19 protein-coding genes and 3 pseudogenes are annotated in these 17,202 nt (G+C 70.7%); 8 read left to right on the forward strand and 14 right to left on the reverse strand.

Annotated elements, in window-relative coordinates:
- Window positions 1-126: 126 nt before the first annotated feature.
- The 4 genes from H8R17_RS21555 to H8R17_RS21570 form a co-directional block, all read right to left on the reverse strand.
- Window positions 127-318 (reverse strand): IS3 family transposase, encoded by a 192-nt coding sequence (locus tag H8R17_RS21555; protein ID WP_187824855.1) that lies wholly within the window; start codon window positions 316-318, stop codon window positions 127-129.
- A gap of 137 nt (window positions 319-455) precedes the next feature.
- Window positions 456-782 (reverse strand): transposase, encoded by a 327-nt coding sequence (locus H8R17_RS21560; RefSeq protein ID WP_187824856.1) that lies wholly within the window; start codon window positions 780-782, stop codon window positions 456-458.
- 493 nt (window positions 783-1,275) lie between these two features.
- Window positions 1,276-1,485: a DUF397 domain-containing protein gene (locus H8R17_RS21565; RefSeq protein ID WP_187824857.1), complete on the reverse strand. Its 210-nt coding sequence runs from the start codon at window positions 1,483-1,485 to the stop codon at window positions 1,276-1,278.
- Entirely contained in the window at window positions 1,467-2,309 is an 843-nt protein-coding gene (locus H8R17_RS21570; RefSeq protein WP_187824858.1) for a helix-turn-helix transcriptional regulator, read from the reverse strand. The genes H8R17_RS21565 and H8R17_RS21570 overlap by 19 nt, the downstream gene beginning before the upstream one ends.
- Window positions 2,310-2,502: 193 nt before the next feature.
- On the opposite strand from H8R17_RS21570, the gene H8R17_RS21575 reads away from it, so the two are divergent.
- The 3 genes from H8R17_RS21575 to H8R17_RS21585 are packed head-to-tail and all read left to right on the forward strand — an operon-like array spanning window position 2,503 to window position 3,142.
- Window positions 2,503-2,730, forward strand: coding sequence for a hypothetical protein (locus H8R17_RS21575; protein WP_187824859.1), 228 nt, complete (start codon window positions 2,503-2,505; stop codon window positions 2,728-2,730).
- Window positions 2,727-3,002: a hypothetical protein gene (locus H8R17_RS21580; RefSeq protein ID WP_187824860.1), complete on the forward strand. Its 276-nt coding sequence runs from the start codon at window positions 2,727-2,729 to the stop codon at window positions 3,000-3,002. Before H8R17_RS21575 ends, H8R17_RS21580 begins: the two co-directional genes overlap by 4 nt.
- Window positions 2,999-3,142 carry a hypothetical protein gene (locus tag H8R17_RS21585; protein ID WP_187824926.1) on the forward strand — a complete coding sequence of 48 codons (144 nt, stop codon included), beginning with the start codon at window positions 2,999-3,001 and terminating at the stop codon, window positions 3,140-3,142. Before H8R17_RS21580 ends, H8R17_RS21585 begins: the two co-directional genes overlap by 4 nt.
- 108 nt (window positions 3,143-3,250) lie before the next feature.
- Here the strand turns inward: H8R17_RS21585 and H8R17_RS21590 are convergent, their stop codons facing one another.
- The 4 genes and pseudogenes from H8R17_RS21590 to H8R17_RS21605 all read right to left on the reverse strand — a co-directional run.
- Complete coding sequence (locus tag H8R17_RS21590; RefSeq protein ID WP_187824861.1) at window positions 3,251-4,120, reverse strand: hypothetical protein; 870 nt, start codon at window positions 4,118-4,120, stop codon at window positions 3,251-3,253.
- Window positions 4,121-4,232: 112 nt separating this feature from the next.
- A pseudogene (locus tag H8R17_RS21595) lies at window positions 4,233-4,496 on the reverse strand (ATP:cob(I)alamin adenosyltransferase); the annotation flags it as partial.
- A gap of 13 nt (window positions 4,497-4,509) precedes the next feature.
- Window positions 4,510-5,022, reverse strand: a pseudogene (locus tag H8R17_RS21600) (ABC transporter permease); the annotation flags it as partial.
- A gap of 23 nt (window positions 5,023-5,045) precedes the next feature.
- Window positions 5,046-5,252: pseudogene (locus tag H8R17_RS21605) on the reverse strand (ATP-binding cassette domain-containing protein); the annotation flags it as partial.
- 384 nt (window positions 5,253-5,636) lie between these two features.
- On the opposite strand from H8R17_RS21605, the gene H8R17_RS21610 reads away from it, so the two are divergent.
- From H8R17_RS21610 to H8R17_RS21620, 3 genes are all read left to right on the forward strand, one after another.
- Window positions 5,637-6,485, forward strand: a complete 849-nt coding sequence (locus H8R17_RS21610) for a 3-hydroxyacyl-CoA dehydrogenase family protein (protein ID WP_187824862.1) — start codon at window positions 5,637-5,639, stop codon at window positions 6,483-6,485.
- A 166-nt stretch (window positions 6,486-6,651) separates the two neighbouring features.
- Window positions 6,652-6,975 carry an STAS domain-containing protein gene (locus H8R17_RS21615; protein WP_187824863.1) on the forward strand — a complete coding sequence of 108 codons (324 nt, stop codon included), beginning with the start codon at window positions 6,652-6,654 and terminating at the stop codon, window positions 6,973-6,975.
- A 312-nt stretch (window positions 6,976-7,287) separates the two neighbouring features.
- Window positions 7,288-9,798, forward strand: coding sequence for an ATP-binding protein (locus H8R17_RS21620; RefSeq protein ID WP_187824864.1), 2,511 nt, complete (start codon window positions 7,288-7,290; stop codon window positions 9,796-9,798).
- A 77-nt stretch (window positions 9,799-9,875) separates the two neighbouring features.
- Here H8R17_RS21620 and nucS read toward each other — a convergent pair whose 3' ends face one another.
- A complete protein-coding gene (gene nucS / locus H8R17_RS21625; protein WP_187824865.1) occupies window positions 9,876-10,547 on the reverse strand; it encodes an endonuclease NucS in 672 nt (223 codons plus the stop codon).
- Between the two features lie 317 nt (window positions 10,548-10,864).
- Here nucS and H8R17_RS21630 point away from each other — a divergent pair, with 317 nt between their 5' ends.
- On the forward strand, window positions 10,865-11,257 hold the full coding sequence (locus tag H8R17_RS21630) for an SCO5389 family protein (protein WP_187824866.1): 393 nt from the start codon (window positions 10,865-10,867) through the stop codon (window positions 11,255-11,257).
- 128 nt (window positions 11,258-11,385) lie between these two features.
- Here the strand turns inward: H8R17_RS21630 and H8R17_RS21635 are convergent, their stop codons facing one another.
- A complete protein-coding gene (locus tag H8R17_RS21635) occupies window positions 11,386-12,414 on the reverse strand; it encodes an LLM class flavin-dependent oxidoreductase (RefSeq protein ID WP_187824867.1) in 1,029 nt (342 codons plus the stop codon).
- Between the two features lie 242 nt (window positions 12,415-12,656).
- Between H8R17_RS21635 and H8R17_RS21640 the strand changes: the two genes are divergently transcribed.
- Entirely contained in the window at window positions 12,657-12,998 is a 342-nt protein-coding gene (locus tag H8R17_RS21640; protein WP_187824868.1) for an ATP/GTP-binding protein, read from the forward strand.
- 7 nt (window positions 12,999-13,005) lie between these two features.
- On the opposite strand, the gene H8R17_RS21645 is transcribed toward H8R17_RS21640, so the two are convergent.
- From H8R17_RS21645 to H8R17_RS21660, 4 genes are all read right to left on the reverse strand, one after another.
- Entirely contained in the window at window positions 13,006-13,917 is a 912-nt protein-coding gene (locus H8R17_RS21645) for an ABC transporter permease subunit (RefSeq protein WP_187824869.1), read from the reverse strand.
- The gene (locus H8R17_RS21650) at window positions 13,914-15,281 is read right to left on the reverse strand and encodes an ABC transporter ATP-binding protein (RefSeq protein ID WP_187824870.1); all 1,368 of its coding nucleotides are present in this window, start codon (window positions 15,279-15,281) and stop codon (window positions 13,914-13,916) included. Before H8R17_RS21650 ends, H8R17_RS21645 begins: the two co-directional genes overlap by 4 nt.
- 122 nt (window positions 15,282-15,403) lie before the next feature.
- Window positions 15,404-16,180, reverse strand: a complete 777-nt coding sequence (locus H8R17_RS21655) for an ABC transporter permease (RefSeq protein ID WP_187824921.1) — start codon at window positions 16,178-16,180, stop codon at window positions 15,404-15,406.
- A complete protein-coding gene (locus H8R17_RS21660) occupies window positions 16,177-17,151 on the reverse strand; it encodes an ABC transporter ATP-binding protein (protein WP_187824871.1) in 975 nt (324 codons plus the stop codon). The genes H8R17_RS21655 and H8R17_RS21660 overlap by 4 nt, the downstream gene beginning before the upstream one ends.
- Between the last annotated feature and the right edge of the window lie 51 nt (window positions 17,152-17,202).

The following is a 17,202-nucleotide window of genomic DNA, read 5'->3' on the forward strand; positions in this document are numbered from 1 at the left end:
GTGGCGTCCTTCGCCGCGAGCAGGAGCTTCAACTCCTCGTTCGACGGCTCACTACCAGGCTCCACGGCCACAGCTTATCGATCTTGGGATGCTCTGGTCGAACGGGCTGTCAGCCCTGCTGAACAGCTACGTCGTGATCACCTTCTTGCCGCGGACGGCGCCGGTGATGCCGAGTTCGCGCATGAGGCGCTCGACGGTGCAGCGGGCTACCGTATGTCCCTGCCGGTTCAGCTCGCGCCAGATCTTCCTCGCCCCGTAGACACGGTAGTTGGACGTGTAGACCTCCTGGATGCGCTCTTTGAGTTCCTCATCGCGCATGGAACGGGCGGAGGGCGTTTCGAGGCGTTTCTTGTGGGCGTAGTACGTGGAAGGGGTGATCTTGCAGTCGTGCTCGGTGAGGGTTCTGCAGATCGGCTCGACGCCGCCGAAGCGGTCCCGGTGCTCGTCGATGAACGCTACGAGCGTGTGTGTGGCCGGTCGAGCTCGGCCGCGAAGAAACTTGCCGCGGCCTTCAGGATCTCGTTGGCCCGCCTGAGTTCGGCGTTCTCCTTCTTCAACGCCTTGAGCTGGGCGGACTCCTCCGTCGTCGTCCCCGGACTCGTCCCCGCGTCGATCTCGTACTGCTTGACCCAGTTCCGCAGCGTCTCGCGGGAGCCGATGTCGAGCTTCTCTGACACCGCCTGCAAAGCGGCCGTCTCGTTCGGGTAGTCGTCGCGCACTTCGGCGACCATGCGCACCGCACGACGGCGGAGCTCAAGCGGGTAACGGGAAGGTCGTGCCATGACTCGATCCTTTCATGAAATCGAGTCTCCATTCGAACCGGGGCGGTTCAGTACGGCTGGGGTGGCGGCGCTTGGGAGATGTTCAAGGATGCGATAGATCCATTTGGCTTCCATTACCTCACGGAACCGCAGCTGCAGCAGCCCCGACTAGGCCGTGATGGTGCTTCGCGATGGAACGGCAGGCACACCCGACTTGCTGAACCGGCTGGCCGCCTGCCCGACCCGCGTCGCCTGAGGGGCCGGCGCCATCGGCGCGCTCCGCGTGGCAGGGCAGAACAACATCGCCGAGGGCCTGCGCCATCACGGGCGGGACATGACCCGGCCGCCGGCGACCTTCGGGCGGCAGCTTGTGACGGAGCTCGAAGCGGGACTGCCGTTCTGGCGGGCAGGCGGCCGAGGTATCCGACGCAGACACCTTCCTCAGGTATCTGCGCTCCGTGGACCAGCACAACGGGGACGAGTACGTCCGTCGGATACGTGTGCTGCCGGGGCTTCAGGCGGGGAACCCGCCGCCCTCGACGGCCGAGACGAACGACGACCACGCTCCGGCCTCGAAGACGAGTGCGGGGCCGTCGGGGGCCTTGCTGTCACGGACGGGGACGACGGTGGGGAGGTTGTCGGCGACCTCGACGCACTGGCCGCCGTCCGGGTTGCTGTAGCTGCTCTTGCGCCACGTCACGTCGGTCAGGTCGATGGCTCGCACGGTACTTCCTCCAACATCCGCAGGATGAACTTCCGCGACTCGGCCGGGTTCAGAGCCTGGTCGCGCATCGCATCGTACGCACGTTGCAACTGCTCAACCGAGGCGTTTTCTTCAATCAGTTCGCCGCGGTGAGCGTTCTCCATGTACGCCACCGTACCGCCGTCAAGCAGCCGCAGGAACATCACGTCGGTGCTCACCAGCCCATGCAGGCCAGAGTTCGGCGGGAGTACTTGAAGCGTGATGTTCGAGCGCTCCGACGCATCCAGCAGGTACTCCAGCTGTTCCCGCCACGCCTCCGCGTCGCGCAGTGGAGTGCGCAGCACCACCTCGGCGAGAAGGGCGCGGAACGGTGGCGCGTCCTCCCCGTCCAGCAGCTTCCGCCGTCCTGTACGTGCTTCGACCTGCTGGTCCAGCTTCTTGCCCTTGTAACCGCCCAGCGCGAGCACTTCGTACGCGTACGCATCTGTCTGGAGCACACCGGGCAGGATGCTCACCCCGAAGTGCCACAGACTCACCGCCTCGCTCTCCAACACCATGTACCGCCGATACCGCTCCTTGAACTGCGTCGGATCCGCGACCGCCAGCTCCCACAACGCCAGCAACAACCCCGGCGTCCCGTAATGCTGGTCCAGCGCCTCGGCGACCTCGGGGCTGCCCAGCGTCGCCCCGCTCTCCAGCTTGCCGAACAGCGACGCGTCCCAGCCCACCACCTTGGCCAGGTCCCGCAGACTCTCGCCCCTGGACACCCGCAGGAGGCGAAGCTCCTCCGCGTACCGTCGCCGGGGCTCCTGGCTCCGTCCTGTGATCACCCTTCTCGGCGGCATCGCGCTCCTCCGTGGTCCGTGGAAGACGGCCGTGGCAGGTGCGGAAGTACGCCGTGGCGCGGCGAAGGACAGCTCGGCCACGGCGTTCCGGCCCTGCTCCCGGGCCATGCTTGTAGTGCCCGGAACACGCAGAGTAATCCAGGCAGTTCACCCGGCACAGGGAAACAAGGAAGCGGCGAAAGGAACGGAACCCATGACGACGGAACGCCAGACCAGGGCCGAGACGATCAGAGGCGCCGAAGAGGTCAGGGACGCCCTCGCGACCGCCCTCGAACGTGCCGGGCTCAGACTCCCGTCGCTGCGGCTGGACCCGAGCACCTACGCGGACGCGAATCCCCGCCCCCTCATCGAGCTGGGACGCTGCTCTCCGCCCCTCGCACGGGAGTTGGCGGCCCTCATCGACAGGGGAGCGGCGCGGTGACGCGGCGCGTGTTCCGCTACGTTCCGTTCACCATCGAGCAGGACCGGACCGCGGAGCCCGAGTACGAGGCCCGTTGCGTGTCCGGCGACGAGACCGAGTGCGGTGCGAAGTCCGGCACGTGCGGTCATCCCGGGCCGGTCGAGGAGTGGCAGCGCAGGCACACACAGGAGACGTGGCACCTGTGCTACCGGCGGAACTTCGGCGATTACGCGGTGATGCGGCCCCCGGAGGAACTGGCCGAGCTGCTGCGGGGGCACAGGGGCACGGCGTGACCGTCGTCCACCACAGCCCTGCCGACCGGGAAGATCGGGACGACGTGACGGCCGGGACCGAGGCGTGCGAGCACCGGCAGACTGAGAAGTGCAACGGCAAGACCCACTGCCGGGACTGCAAGCGACAGCTCTATCTGTGAGGTCTGTGAGGACTGAGATCTGCGACGACCTCGCGGACCGGTCCGTGCGCCTCACCGACTGGCTGGACAAGTAACAAGGAGTCGAGCGGCTGAGCCGTTCCGGGCGGCTCAGCCGACGCCTGAAGGAAGTGCGATGACTCCCGTGAACGCTCCTTGAGTCTGCTCCGTCACCTCCTGGCTGTAGCGCATGCTCCCGCCGCCGTACGGGATGAGGAAGGTGCACCGGAAGCGGTGGGACTTGATGCGGTACGTGGTGGGGTCGAGGACCAGTTCCTCCTCGGCCCGCTCCACGGTGAGCCCGTTCTCCGGAGCGGCGACTCCCGCTGTGTGCAACTGCTCAAGGGTCGGGGTCAGTTCGCGCAGGGCCTTCTCGACGACGCCCCGGCTCCGCACCGCGGGGAGTTTCGCCGAGGAGACGGTCACCTCCAGGGCGACCTGGCCGGTCGACTTCCGTACCGAGATCCCGTCGGCCGGCTCCTCTTGGCCGTAGCTCCGGAACGCGTCGAGTGCGGCGAGCGGGTCCTCCACCACGGTTGCGATGTCCGGGTCCGTCAGAGAGCCGCTCTTCCACTGCGCCCCCGGTCCGCCCTTCCTGACGTATCCCGTCGCGTCGACGACGTATACCTCTTCCGGCTTGGCGACGCCCTTGGCGTGGGTGGTCCCGGTGGAGTGGAGGGCCATGGGATCCTGCGTTCGGTTCACCGTGGCCGTGTACGTGGCGGTGCTCTCCTGGCCCTGCGACGTCAGCCCCTCGCTGCCCTTCACGGTGAACGTCCAGCCCTTCTGTCCGGACATCGCCTCCCTCGCCCGGGTCAGGAACTCCTCGGGTGTCTGTGGCTCGTCGGCGGCCTTGGAGGGCGATGCCACCGGCTTTCCGGAAGCCGTCGGCCCGCTTCCGGCGCCGTTGCCCTCGGCGCATCCGGCCAGGGAGAGGGAGAGGACCGCCAGTGCGGCGGGAACGCTGGAACGAGGTCTCACGCGCGTACTCCTTCAAGATCGGGAGCCCGGTTGTACCGGAGGCGGGACCTTCGACGCCAACGTGCGGACAAGTGAGACAAAGGCGGCCCTTGCTGCGTCGTCAGGACGAGGGCTCCATCACCGGCGTCGACAGGTCCGCACCCACGTCGAACAGGTCGTTCTGGACGCGGGTGAGGACCTTGACGATCTCCTCGTCCAGGCCGCCCAGGCCGCCGAGTGCGATCGCCGTGCCGATCGCCGCGTTGGCCGCGTTGGCCTCGTTGGCGTCGGCGTAGGCGGCGATCCGCAGGTCGGTCTTGGCGACCCGGCTCATGTCGCCGAGGGCGGTGGTGCCCCGGTCGCCGGTCCTGGTGCAGATGCGCGTCAGGTTGACCATGCACCCAGCGCAGTCACGCCCCGGCGGTACGGAACACGCGTGTGCCCACCGTCACGGCCAGCACCGCGAAGCCGGCGGCGACCAGCACGCCGTACAGCATGTGCGCGGTGGCGTAGGAGCCGACGTACGCGTCGCGCACCGCGTCCACCAGATAGCGGAACGGCATGAGGTGGGACAGCACGTCCAGCCACTGCGGCCCCAGGGTCATCGGGTTCATCAGGCCGGACAGCAGCATGGACGGCATGGTCAGCGCGTTGACCGCCGGGCCGAAAGCCTGCGGGGTGCTCAGCCGCATGCCCAGCGCGTACGACAGCGAGGCCAGCGAGAGGGTCAGCAGGGCGACGAACGCGAAGCCGATCAGGACGCCGGGCAGGGGTGCCCTCAGGCCCATGACCAGGGCCGCCAGCACCAGCAGCACCGCCTGGAACAGGAGGACCGTGGCGTCCCGCAGGACCCGGCCCAGCAGCAGGGCCAGCCGGCTCACGGGGGTGACCCGCATCCGCTCGACCACCCCCTGACTCTTCTCCATGGTGATCGTGAATCGCGCGCGGCCGGATCGGTGGCCAGGTCGCACCCGGCGACGGTGGCCGCGCCGCCGGTGGGCGCGAGGAGCGTGGTCAGCATGCGCAGCGTGGTCGTCTTGCCGGCGCCGTTGGGGCCCAGGAAGCCGAGGATCTCCCCCTCGCGGACGGTCAGGTCGATGACGGCGCGCCGCCCCTGCGCTCCCGCCTGTGGAGCATCCAGCAGGAGGTCCAGGAGAACCTGGAGGCGACCCTGCGCGAGGAGACCGGCGCCGCCGCCGACGACCCGCTGCCCACGCTGATCGCCGGTCAGATCAACTGGATCCACCAGACCGTCATGGGCACCATCGGGCGCGCGATGGTCGCCGGCCGTGACCGCAACGAGGTGTCGCGCGAGACGCTGGTGCTCCTGGATGAGATGAGGGCCTGTTGGGCGAGAAGGTGCTCAACTACGCCGTCCGGGGCGCGGAGTGAGCCGTGCCGGTGTGATGTCCGTCATGTGAGACGTGACGCGCATTACTTAGCGGCCACACAGCCCCTCACGAGCGCTAAGGTCCGCCGAAGAGGCAAACGTCAACAGCGTGTAAGCGCTCGTGCTGTTTCAAAGGGGAGTCGCACAGTGGCACGCAAGCTCGCCGTCATCGGGGCCGGCCTCATGGGTTCCGGCATCGCCCAGGTCTCCGCCCAGGCGGGCTGGGACGTCGTCCTGCGCGACGTCACCGGCGAGGCGCTCAGGCGCGGCACGGACGGCATCAAGGCCTCGTACGACAAGTTCGTGAGCAAGGGCAGGCTGGAGGCGCACGACGCCGACGCCGCCCTCGCCCGCATCACGGCGACCACCGACCTGGACGCCGCCGCGGACGCCGACGTCGTCGTCGAGGCCGTCTTCGAGAAGCTCGACATCAAGCACGAGATCTTCCGGACGCTCGACAAGCTCGTCAAGGACGACGCGATCCTCGCCTCCAACACCTCCGCCATCCCGATCACCAAGATCGCGGCCGTGACGGAGCGCCCGGAGCGGGTCGTGGGTACGCACTTCTTCTCGCCGGTGCCGATGATGCAGCTGTGCGAGCTCGTCCGGGGTTACAAGACGAGCGATCAGACGCTCGCCAGGGCCCGGGAGTTCGCGGAGTCGGTCGGCAAGACCTGCATCGTCGTCAACCGGGACGTCGCCGGTTTCGTGACCACCCGTCTCATCTGCGCCCTCGTCGTCGAGGCCGCCAAGCTGTACGAGTCGGGCGTCGCCACCGCCGAGGACATCGACCTGGCCTGCAAGCTGGGCTTCGGCCACGCCATGGGCCCGCTCGCCACGGCCGACCTCACCGGCGTCGACATCCTGCTGCACGCCACCAGCAACATCTACACCGAGTCCCAGGACGAGAAGTTCGCCGCTCCCGAGCTGATGCGCCGGATGGTTGATGCCGGTGACACCGGCCGTAAGAGCGGGCAGGGCTTCTACAAGCACTGACGCCCGGGGCCCAGCAACCGCGCGCACCCCGAAGGCATCACACCTCGGGGTGAATTCGGTATCGGTTCGCTTACAGACGGCAACCTCCGACCGTGTCGGGCAGTCAGAGGTTGCAACACCGGGCATCACACCGCGGAGCACGAGACGCACGCACAGGGGAGCGCATATGCACATCAGGGGCGACCACGTCGAGCTGGTCGTCGGGGGCCGCCTCGACGTCCGCAGCGCGGCGGACGCCCGTACGGTCCTGCACTCGGCCGTCGACGACGGAGTCGGTGACCTGGTGCTCGACCTGTCCGAGCTGGACTCCTGGGACGCCACCGGTCTGGGGGTGATCATGGGAGCCCACCGGCGGGCCGGCCGCTGCGGCCGGCGCCTGGTGCTGCGCGCTGTACCGCCGCAGATGCAGCGCCTGCTGGTGGCCACCCGGCTCCACCGGATCCTCGCGATCGAGGGCGGCATCGGGGTGGAGAGCCTGCCTCGCGTGTGACGCCCCCCAACGGGTGCGAACCCCGGCGACCCGGGACAGCGGACCGCAGTCAAGTGGAAGCCGTAGGTTCTCCGTTGAGGGTGGTGGGAGACGGGCGGGCGAAACGCGCGACACGAACAATCCTCACGAGACTGTGACGTCTCGGGCGGCGCGGTACCCCGGACGGTCGGACATACTGAGCGAAGGTTTAAGGTTCGGCTGCCCGCTGCCCAGCAACCCTCATGCGGGCCCGGACCAGAAGCGACAGCGCGATGTGCGGCAAGGCCGGGAGGGCCGGGACGTGGCACACGACGCTTTTGGGGGCTTGAACCTATGGACCCGAACCACCGGGGACCCGAGGAGCACGGCCAGGACGGCGGCGGCCAGACGCCGCGCCAGCGCCCGCCAAGGGACTCCCTCACACCCGACTTCGCGCAGCACGCGCCCGCACTCGCCCGCACGGTGCAGCTCGTCGCCGGCGACTTCCTGCTGACCGTCAACCCGGTCGACGGCAGCGAGATCGAGGCCTGCCCACCGGCCGAGCGGCCCGGCCGCCCCGCGAAGCTCACCACGGCCGAACGCGCCGGGACCGACCGCGCGGCCCGCCCGCCCGTCCCGCCGGGACCGGCGCAGCCCACGCTGCCGCTGCTGGCCCGCCAGGACGAGCGGGAGCGGCTGGTGCGGCTGCTCGCCCGGGGCCGCTCCGTGCGCCTGACCGGCCCCGCCGGCGCGGGCCGCACGCGCCTGCTCGACATCGTCGCCGAGGACTGCGTGGACCTCGCCCCCGACGGCGTGGTCCGCCTCAGCGGCTTCCACGGCACCGCCGACGACGCGCTGTACGACCTCTTCTACGCCGTCCACAACGCGCCCCTGCACCGGCCCGCACGGGACGAACTGCTCGGCAGCCTGCGGGAGATCGGCGCGGTCGTCGTCCTCGACGACGTCGAGTTCGGCGGCGCCGGCCTCGACGAGTTGCTGGCGGCCACCCCCGAGTGCGCCTTCCTGATCGGCGCGAGCCCAGAGACCCCCGCCCCGTCCGCGGACGCGGCCGTGGAGGAGGTCTTCCTCGGCGGCATCGACCAGGCGGCCGGCCGTGAACTGCTGGAGCAGGCCGTCGGCCGGGTCCTCACCGAGGACGAGGCCAACTGGGCCGGTGACCTGTGGTTCGAGTCCGAGGGCCTGCCGCTCAGGTTCGTGCAGGCCGGCGCCCTGCTGCGGCAGCGCGACCGGCTGCGGGCCGGCGCGGACGCCGTCGACGAGTTCGGCGTCTTCGAGGACGCCCGCCCGGACGACCCGCCCACCGCCCCGTCCCCGGCCGACGCCGACGGTGAAGAGGTACCTCTGCCCTCGCTCGGCGAGGCCGCCGCGCCCGCCGCGCTGCTCGCCGCCCGGCTGAGCGCCTCCGCGCGCGCCACGCTGAGCTTCGCCGTCGCCCTCGGCGGCGAGGTGCCGCACCAGGCACACCTGCCCGCCCTGGTCGGCGACACCCACGCCGACGCCGCGCTCGGCGAGCTGGCCGCGTGCGGCCTGGTCTCCCCGGTCGGCTCCCGCTACCGGCTCACCGCCGGGGTGCTGACCCAGCTGGAGGCCGCCGGATACGCCGACGACCGCACGGAGCGGGCCCTGACCGCCGCCCAGCACTACGCCTGGTGGGCCGGGCACCCCTCGGTCACTCCGGAACGTGTGTGCGCCGAGGCGGACGCCGTACTGGCCGCCCTCGCCGTGCTCGTGCCGGACACCACCCCGCCCGCCGAGGGAGAGTCGGCCACCGCCGTGCAGCTGGCGCGCACGGCGGCGCCCGCGTTCGCCGCCGGACTGCACTGGAGCGCCTGGGAGCGGACGCTGCGCTCCGGCGCCGAGGCCGCCCGGCTCGCCGGGGACATCGCCGAACAGGCCTACTTCCACCACGAGCTCGGCATCCTCGCGCTGTGCCGCGGCCGGCTCGACCAGGCCCGCGCCGAACTGGAGGCCTCCATCGGCCTGCGCGGCTCCCTCGCCGACAAGCGCGGCACCGTCGCGGGGCGCCGTGCCCTGGCCCTCGTGGCCGACCGTGACGGCACCACGCCGGGCACCGGAGTGGCGGCGCTCGGGCCGACGGCGGGGGAGGAGGTGCCCGACGCGCGGTACGACGAGTCCGCCTCGCCGCCCGGTGGCGTCCCGGCGCCCTTCCCGCCGCACCAGCCGTCCCCCGTGACCTCCGCGACCGTCGTCGCCCACCGCACCCCGCCCGCGTCCTCGCGCAAGGCCGGGGGCGGCCTCACGGGCCTGGCCCGGCGCAACCTCGTGGCGGTCGGGGCGGGCGCGCTGCTCGTCGCCGTGCTCGGCACGGTGGTGACGCTGGGCGCCACGTCGGACAAGGACCCCGGGCCGCCGTCCGGCCAGGTCGACGTCAACCCCTCGGCGAGCCAGGGCGTGGACGACGGCAGGCTCGGCGCGGACCAGCCGCCCCAGGACGGCGGCGGGAACGTCGGCGCGGCGACCAGCGAGCCGACCGACCCCGGCCCGGACGGCACGTTCGGCACGTCCGACGACCCGACACCGCCCGCCAGCAAATCGCCGACCCCGTCGGACGACCCGAGCGGAACCCGGGACCCCGGCGACGACCCCACGTCGCCGCCGAAGCCGCCGACGACCTCCAGGCCGCCGACGACGTCGAAGCCGCCCACCACGTCGAAGCCGCCGACGGCGAATCCTCCGACGTCCGAGCCGCCCACGTCACAGCCGCCGACCTCGGAGCCGCCGACGTCCGACCCGCCGCCCTCGCCGCCCGAGTCCAACACGGCGAGCGGCCCGGCGCCCAGCACCCCGGCGCAGACGAGCAGTTCGGGGGAGCAGGTCATCTGAGGGTGCGTCCATGACGGAGGGCCGGATCTCCCGTGCGGACCCGGCCCTCTCGACGGTCGTATGGATGGCCTTGGCGTTCAGAACAGCCGCAGCATGTCGTCCTCGATGCCGCGCAGGGCGTCGTAGTCCAGGACGTGGCAGCCGATGCCGCGGTCGGTGGCGAGGACCCGGGCCTGGGGCTTGATCTCCTGGGCGGCGAAGATGCCGCGGACCGGGGCGAGATGGGGGTCGCGGTTCAGCAGCTCCAGGTAGCGGGTGAGCTGCTCCACGCCGTCGATCTCGCCGCGCCGCTTGATCTCGACCGCGACCGTCTGCCCCTCGGCGTCCCGGCACAGGATGTCGACCGGGCCGATGGCCGTCATGTACTCGCGGCGGATGAGCGTGTAGCCCTCGCCGAGCGTGTCGATGCGGTCGGCGAGCAGTTCCTGCAGGTGTGCTTCCACGCCGTCCTTGATCAGGCCGGGATCCACGCCCAGTTCGTGCGAGGAGTCGTGCAGCACCTCCTCCATCGTGATGATGAGCTTCTCGCCCGCCTTGTTGACGACGGTCCAGACGCCGTCTTCCGCACCGGTGCCCTCCTTCAGCGTGCAGGGCGGCGACATCCAGTTCAGGGGCTTGTAGGCCCGGTCGTCGGCGTGTATCGAGACGCTGCCGTCCGCCTTCACCAGGATCAGGCGCGGGGCCGAGGGGAGATGGGCGGTGAGCCGCCCGGCGTAGTCGACGGAGCAGCGGGCAATGACGAGACGCATGGTCGGCAACGCTACTCGACGCCCGCCGCTTCTCGCGATTCGCCCTCCCGTCTCCCACCACCGCCCTCAACGCACAACCTGCGGTCCGCCCCTTCGACTGTGGACCGCCCTTTTCTCCCAGTACTCACCTGTTCGGTATTGGCCGATTGTGTTCCCAAGGGGAGCGCCCTAAACCGGCAATTTCCTGGTGCGGTCACCGTCCGTTGCCTACGGTATGGAACGGGAGGTCGCGAGTTGTGTACGCAGCGTGTTCTGTATCGCGAACTCCCTTACCTGTCCGGCAACCCCTGCTCTTCGGGGGTGCGAGAGGAGAACCCATGTCGCTCGACGTCTCACCGGCCCTACTCGAACAGGCCGAGCGAGGCGAGGTCGACGAAGCTGAATTCGTCGACTGCGTCCGGACCTCCCTGCCCTATGCGTGGGAGATGATCAGCTCCCTGGTGGCCCAGCTGAAGGTGGACGGCGGCCAGTTCGCCGACAACCAGACGCCCCCGCCGGACGAGCAGGCGCGCGGTCAGCTGCTGCGTGCGCTCGCGAGTGACGCGATACGCGGCGCGCTGCAACGGCACTTCGGTGTGCGGCTGGCCTTCCAGAACTGCCACCGGGTGGCGGTGTTCCCGTTGGACTCCTCGGTCGACGAGACGCTGACCCGTTTCACCTCGGTCCGCAGCCAGTTGCTGAACCAGTCGCCGGAGTTTCGGGACTGCTGACGCACAGCGCCGTTTGCTTGCCGTCCCGTACGCGGGAGGTGCGTCACGTACCGGGGCGGCAAGCTCCCTGCGCAATCCCGGCGGCCACCGCCGTCATCGCCCCTAGGGCCCTTCTGACGGATCTGGCTTCACCGCAGTTGGGACAGCACCTCGGCCCCGAGCCGCCGTACGTTCTCCTCGGTGGCCGCCAGGTCGCCGGATCCCTCGACCAGCAGGGCGAAGCGGGAGATGCCGGTCCGCTCGCTGGTCGCCGCGAGCCGGTCGGCGCACAGCCGGGGCGTGCCCACCGGGTGCAGCCCGCAGAGCAGTTCGGTGTAGGCCAGCGGGTCGCGCATCTGACGCGTCCGGCCGTCCACCGTGACATGCGCCTCCAGGCCTTGCTTCAGCCAGCCCGGCATCGCCTTCAGCACCGTCTCCACCGCGTCCGTGCGCCGGTCGGCGATCTGGCAGACGCCCGCCGAGACATGGGACGCGGCACGGATCTCGTCCGCCGGCCGCCCCGCCGCGCGCGCGTACTGCCCCCACAGGGCGACCATCTCGGCCTTCTCCTCGTCCCCGACGTGCATCCCGAGCAGCATCGGCAGCCCGCGCTCGGCGGCCAGCCGCACGCTCGCCGGGGAGGTGCACGCGAGGACGACCTCGGGCCCCGCGGTGTCCGTGAGGGACTCCGACGGCCGGGGTACGACGGGGACTTCGCGGAACCGGAAGCGGTCGCCGGAGGCGGCGACGGCCGGTTCGCGCAGCCAGCGCACCAGCAGATCGAGTGATTCCGGGAAGTGTTTCTCGTAGGCGTCGAGGCCCGTGCCGAACACCTCGAGGTCGACCCACGGGCCGCCGCGGCCCACGCCCAGCGTGAGGCGCCCGCCACTCGTCAGATGCAGCAGCGCGGCCTGCTCGCCGAGCGTCACGGGGTGGGTGGTGGGCAGCACGCTGACCGCCGTGCCGACGCGGATCCGGCGGGTGCGGCCGAGCAGTAAGGCGGCCAGGGTGACCGCGGACGGGCAGGTGCCGTACGGCACGAAATGGTGCTCGGCCAGCCAGACCGTGTCGAGCCCCGCCTCCTCCGCGACCTCGGCGGAGCGGACCGCGCGGTGCAGCGCCTCCCCCTCGCCCTGCCCGGGGAACTGGGCCCCCAACACGAAACTTCCAACGCGCATTGCTTTCCTGCTTCCTTGGCCCCGACACGGAGCTCCCCCACAGGGCATAACCGCCTGACACGTGCCGAGGACACGGTCGGCGGGGAGATTTGCCGATTGTCTGCAGAATGCGGGTCTCCGGAGAGAGATCCGTGCTGCCCTGGAGAGGGACTTGCGGTGATTGGTGCCGTACGCATACCCCTGTCCGCGCCGCGTACGCTGGACGTGGCCTGTGCTTCCTGTATACCCCTGTGAGGTGTCCTGTGTCCCCGCGTCGCAATCGACCCAAGGGCCTCAAAGGAGCCCTCTCGTCCGGCCGGAGCGCCGAGGACGACCGTCCCGGCCGTTACGGCGGCTGGCAGTCCACGGAGAGCTGGCAGGGCGAGGAGTGGAGCGTGCGGCACGTGGCGGGCGCGAGCGCGCAGGGCAAGTCGTACCGCTGCCCCGGCTGCGAGCAGCTGATCCCGGACGGGGTCCCGCACGTGGTGGCCTGGCCCGAGTACGCGGGCGTCGACGACCGGCGCCACTGGCACAAGGCATGCTGGAACGCGCGGGACCGCCGCACCACGCCGGTGCAGCGGTCCCGTAACGCCCCGAGGTTCTGACGGCCCCCTACACGTCCCGCTTCTCCAGCAGCGCGAAGGCGCCGGCGAAGGCAACGGCCGTCACGCCGAGGATGATCCACAGCGGGTCCCAGCCGGACGGGCCGGACCGGGTGAGGGAGTTGGCGTAGAAGACGCTGAGCTGGTTCGGGATGGAGTACTCGAACAGGGCCTGGCGCACGTCCTCCAGCGACGCCGAGAACATGAACAGCGCCAACACCAGCGGGGCGAGCAGGGCGCCGATCATGATGGTGATGGCGCCCGCCGAGTGCCGGATCATCGAGCCGACGGCGAGCGAGAGCAGGCCGAGCAGCGCGACGTAGAGGGCGATGCCGACGGTGCCCTTCAGCCATTCGCCGCCGCTGGGCTGCGCGACGCCGTTGCCCTCCAGCATGACCACGTGCAGGATGCCGACGACGGACGCGGAGACCAGCGTCACCACGAACGCCACCAGGAAGAACACCACGGCCTTCGCCGCGAGGACCCGAGCGCGGGAGGGGCACGCGACCATCGTGGTGCGGATCATGCCGGTGCCGTACTCCGAGGCCGTGGTCAGCACGCCCAGCGTGATGATGCACATGCTGCCCAGCAGCAGCCCGAAGAAGCCCATCGACAGCGCGTTCTCGCCGGACAGGTCCGCGTCGGAGGCTGCCACCACCGCGCCGGTGAGCAGGCCGACGCCGATGACCAGCAGGAGGAACACGCCCAGCGTCCATATCGTCGAGCGCACCGACTTGATCTTCGTCCACTCGGAGGCCAGGGCGTGCCCGAGGTGCGTGCGCACCACCGGGATCGGCGAGGTGTAGGTGGGATACGGCGATCCGGAGGCGGGGTGCGGCGAGCCGGAGGCGGGATACGCAGCTGTGGCCGCCTGCTGCCGGTCGGGCGCGGCCTGCGGCATCGGGGGCTGGGGCGTGCTCATCGGGCGTCCTCGGGCTTGGTCGGGGCGGCGGAGGCGGTCGGGGCCGGGGCGGCGGGCTGCGCGGGAGCAGCCTGCGGGGGCTGCGGCGGCGCGGACGGCTGGGCCGGGGGCCCGCTCTGCGGTGCCGGATGCGCCCGCGGCGCGGGCTGCGCGTACGGGTTGGGCGCACCGGCGCCCGGCATCCCCGGCACACCGGCGCCCGGCGCACCCTGCGTACCCGCACCCGGCATGCCAGGCGCGCCCGCACCCGGCACCCCCTGCGCGCCCGGAGCCCCGTACGGCCCTGCGGCCGGCTGAGCGCCCGGCAGGCCCTGGTGCGGGGCGAGGGGCGCGTCACCCTGCTGGGGCGGCGGCGGGGCGTACCAGTCGGGCTGGCCCTGGCCGGGGACCGGCATCGGCGGCTGGGCGCCCGGCGGCAGCGGCTGCTGGAGGCCGGACTTCTGGTCGTCGGTCGAGCGGTAGTCGACGACGCCCTGTGTCATCCGCATGTACGCCTCCTCCAGCGAGGCCTGATGCGGCGACAGCTCCCACAGCCGTACGCCGGTGTCGTGCGCGATGTCGCTGATGCGGGGCAGCGGCAGCCCCGTCACCCGCAGCGCGCCGTCCTGCTCGGGCAGCACGTGCCCGCCCGCCTCGGTGAGCGAGACGGTCAGCTTCTCGCGCAGCTGCGGCTCGGTGTCCGGCGTACGGACGCGCGCGAAGTCGGCGGAGTTCGCGGAGATGAAGTCCTTGATGCTCATGTCGGCGAGCAACTGCCCGCGCCCGATGACGATCAGGTGGTCGGCGGTCAGGGCCATCTCGCTCATGAGGTGGCTCGACACGAACACGGTCCGTCCCTCGGCCGCGAGGGATTTCATGAAGTTGCGCACCCAGTGGATGCCCTCGGGGTCGAGGCCGTTGACCGGCTCGTCGAACAGCAGCACCTGCGGGTCGCCGAGCAGCGCGGCGGCGATGCCGAGCCGCTGTCCCATGCCGAGCGAGAAGCCCTTGGAGCGCCGCCTGGCCACGTCCTGGAGGCCGACCACGCCGAGCACCTCGTCGACGCGCCGGGCCGGGATGCCGGACAACTGGGCCAGGCTCAGCAGGTGGTTGCGCGCGCTGCGGCCGCCGTGCACGGCCTTGGCGTCGAGCAGCGCGCCGACCTGGCGGGGCGCGTTGGGCAGCTTGCGGTAGGGATAGCCGCCGATCGTGACGTGCCCGGCGGTCGGGTTGTCCAGGCCGAGGATCATCCGCATCGTCGTCGACTTGCCCGAGCCGTTGGGCCCGAGGAAGCCGGTGACGGCGCCGGGCCGCACCTGGAAGGACAGGTTGTGCACAGCGGTCTTGTCGCCGTAGTGCTTGGTCAGGCCAACAGCCTCGATCATGCTCCGCACCCATCGAAGGTTTCTGGACAGCAGGGCGCACGCCCCCCGTAAGAGTTAGGAGGATATCCAGGCGCTGACGGTTCCGCCCAAGGGCGGGGCGGGACTTTCGTCCCGCGGCCGGGCTACGCGTCCCGTTTCTCCAGCAGGACGAAGCCGCCCACCAGCGCCGCGAGCACCCACAGCGCCATGATCCCGAGTCCGCCCCAGGGACCGTACGGCGTGTCGTCGCCGACCGGGGTGACCACCTGCATGATCTTGCTGCCGGCCTGGTCGGGCAGGAACCGGCCGATCTTCTCCGTCGCGCCGACGTTGCCGAGGATGCTGGAGATCAGGAAGAAGAACGGCATCAGGATGCCGAGCGAGAGCATCGGGGAGCGCAGCATCGCGGCGACGCCCATCGAGAACATCGCGATGAGCGCCATGTAGAGCCCGCCGCCGACGACCGCGCGCAGCACGCCGGTGTCGCCGAGGGACGCCCGGTGCTCGCCGAGCATCGCCTGCCCCAGGAAGAAGGAGGCGAAGCTGGTGACGAGGCCTACGGCCAGGGCGAGCCCGGAGGCGACCGCGATCTTGCTGAGCAGGAAGGTGCCGCGCTGCGGTACGGCGGCCAGCGAGGTGCGGATCATGCCGGTGCTGTACTCGTTCGACACGACGAGCACCCCGAACACGATCATCGCGAGCTGTCCGAGGCTCGTGCCGGCGAAGCTGATGAACGTCGGATCGAAGTCGGCCCGCTGGCGCGCGTTCATGGTGTCGAACTCGTTCTTCGACAGCGCCGAGATCAGCATGCCGAGGGCGATGGTGACCACCACGGCCAGGGAGAGCGTCCACACCGTGGACGCCACCGACCGGATCTTGGTCCATTCGGAGCGGATGACCTGGGTCGCCGCCATGCTCAGGCTCCCTTGTTCGGGGTGTTCCAGCCGTTGCCCCACTGCTGCGGGGGCGGTGCCTCGCTCACCGGGTCGGCGTGCGCGTGGTACTCCACCGACTCGGCGGTCAGCTGCATGAACGCCTCCTCCAGGGAGGCCTGTTGCGGACTCAGCTCGTGCAGCACGATCTGGTGCCGCGCCGCCAGCTCGCCGACCTGCTCCGGCTTGCCGCCGTCGACCTCCAGCACGCCGCCGCCAGCCTCGACGACCGTGAGCCCGGCCTGGTTCAGCGCGTCGAGCAGCTGCTCGCGCTGCGGGGTGCGGATCCGGACGTACGAGCGGGAGTTGCGGGCGATGAAGTCGGCCATGGACGTGTCGGCGAGCAGCCGGCCCTGCCCGATGACGACGAGGTGGTCGGCGGTCAGCGCCATCTCGCTCATCAGGTGGCTGGAGACGAACACCGTGCGCCCCTGCGCGGCCAGGGACTTCATGAGGTTGCGGATCCAGTGGATGCCCTCGGGGTCGAGGCCGTTGACCGGTTCGTCGAACATCAGGATCCGCGGGTCGCCGAGCAGCGCGGCGGCGATGCCGAGCCGCTGGCCCATGCCGAGCGAGAACCCCTTGGCCTTCTTGCGGGCGACCGCCGTGAGGCCGACGGTGTCGAGCACCTCGGCCACCCGCTTCTTCGGGATGCCGTTGCTCTGCGCGAGGCACAGCAGGTGGTTGTAGGCGCTGCGGCCGCCGTGCACGCCCTTGGCCTCCAGCAGGGCGCCGATGTACGTCAGCGGGTCCTTGAGCTCGTCGTAGTGCCTGCCGTCGATCCGGACGTCGCCGGAGGTGGGGTGGTCGAGCCCGAGGATCATCCGCATGGTGGTCGACTTGCCCGCGCCGTTGGGCCCGAGGAAGCCCGTGACGATGCCCGGCCTGACGGCGAAGGACAGGTTGTTGACCGCTGTTTTCTCGCCGTACCGCTTCGTCAGTCCCTCCAGCTCAATCATGCGGCCACGCTATGCCGTGCGTTGGGCCGTTGCCACCCCGGCTGGCAGACA

It is taken from the genome of Streptomyces sp. TRM68367, from assembly GCF_014495685.1.
GTDB lineage: Bacteria > Actinomycetota > Actinomycetes > Streptomycetales > Streptomycetaceae > Streptomyces.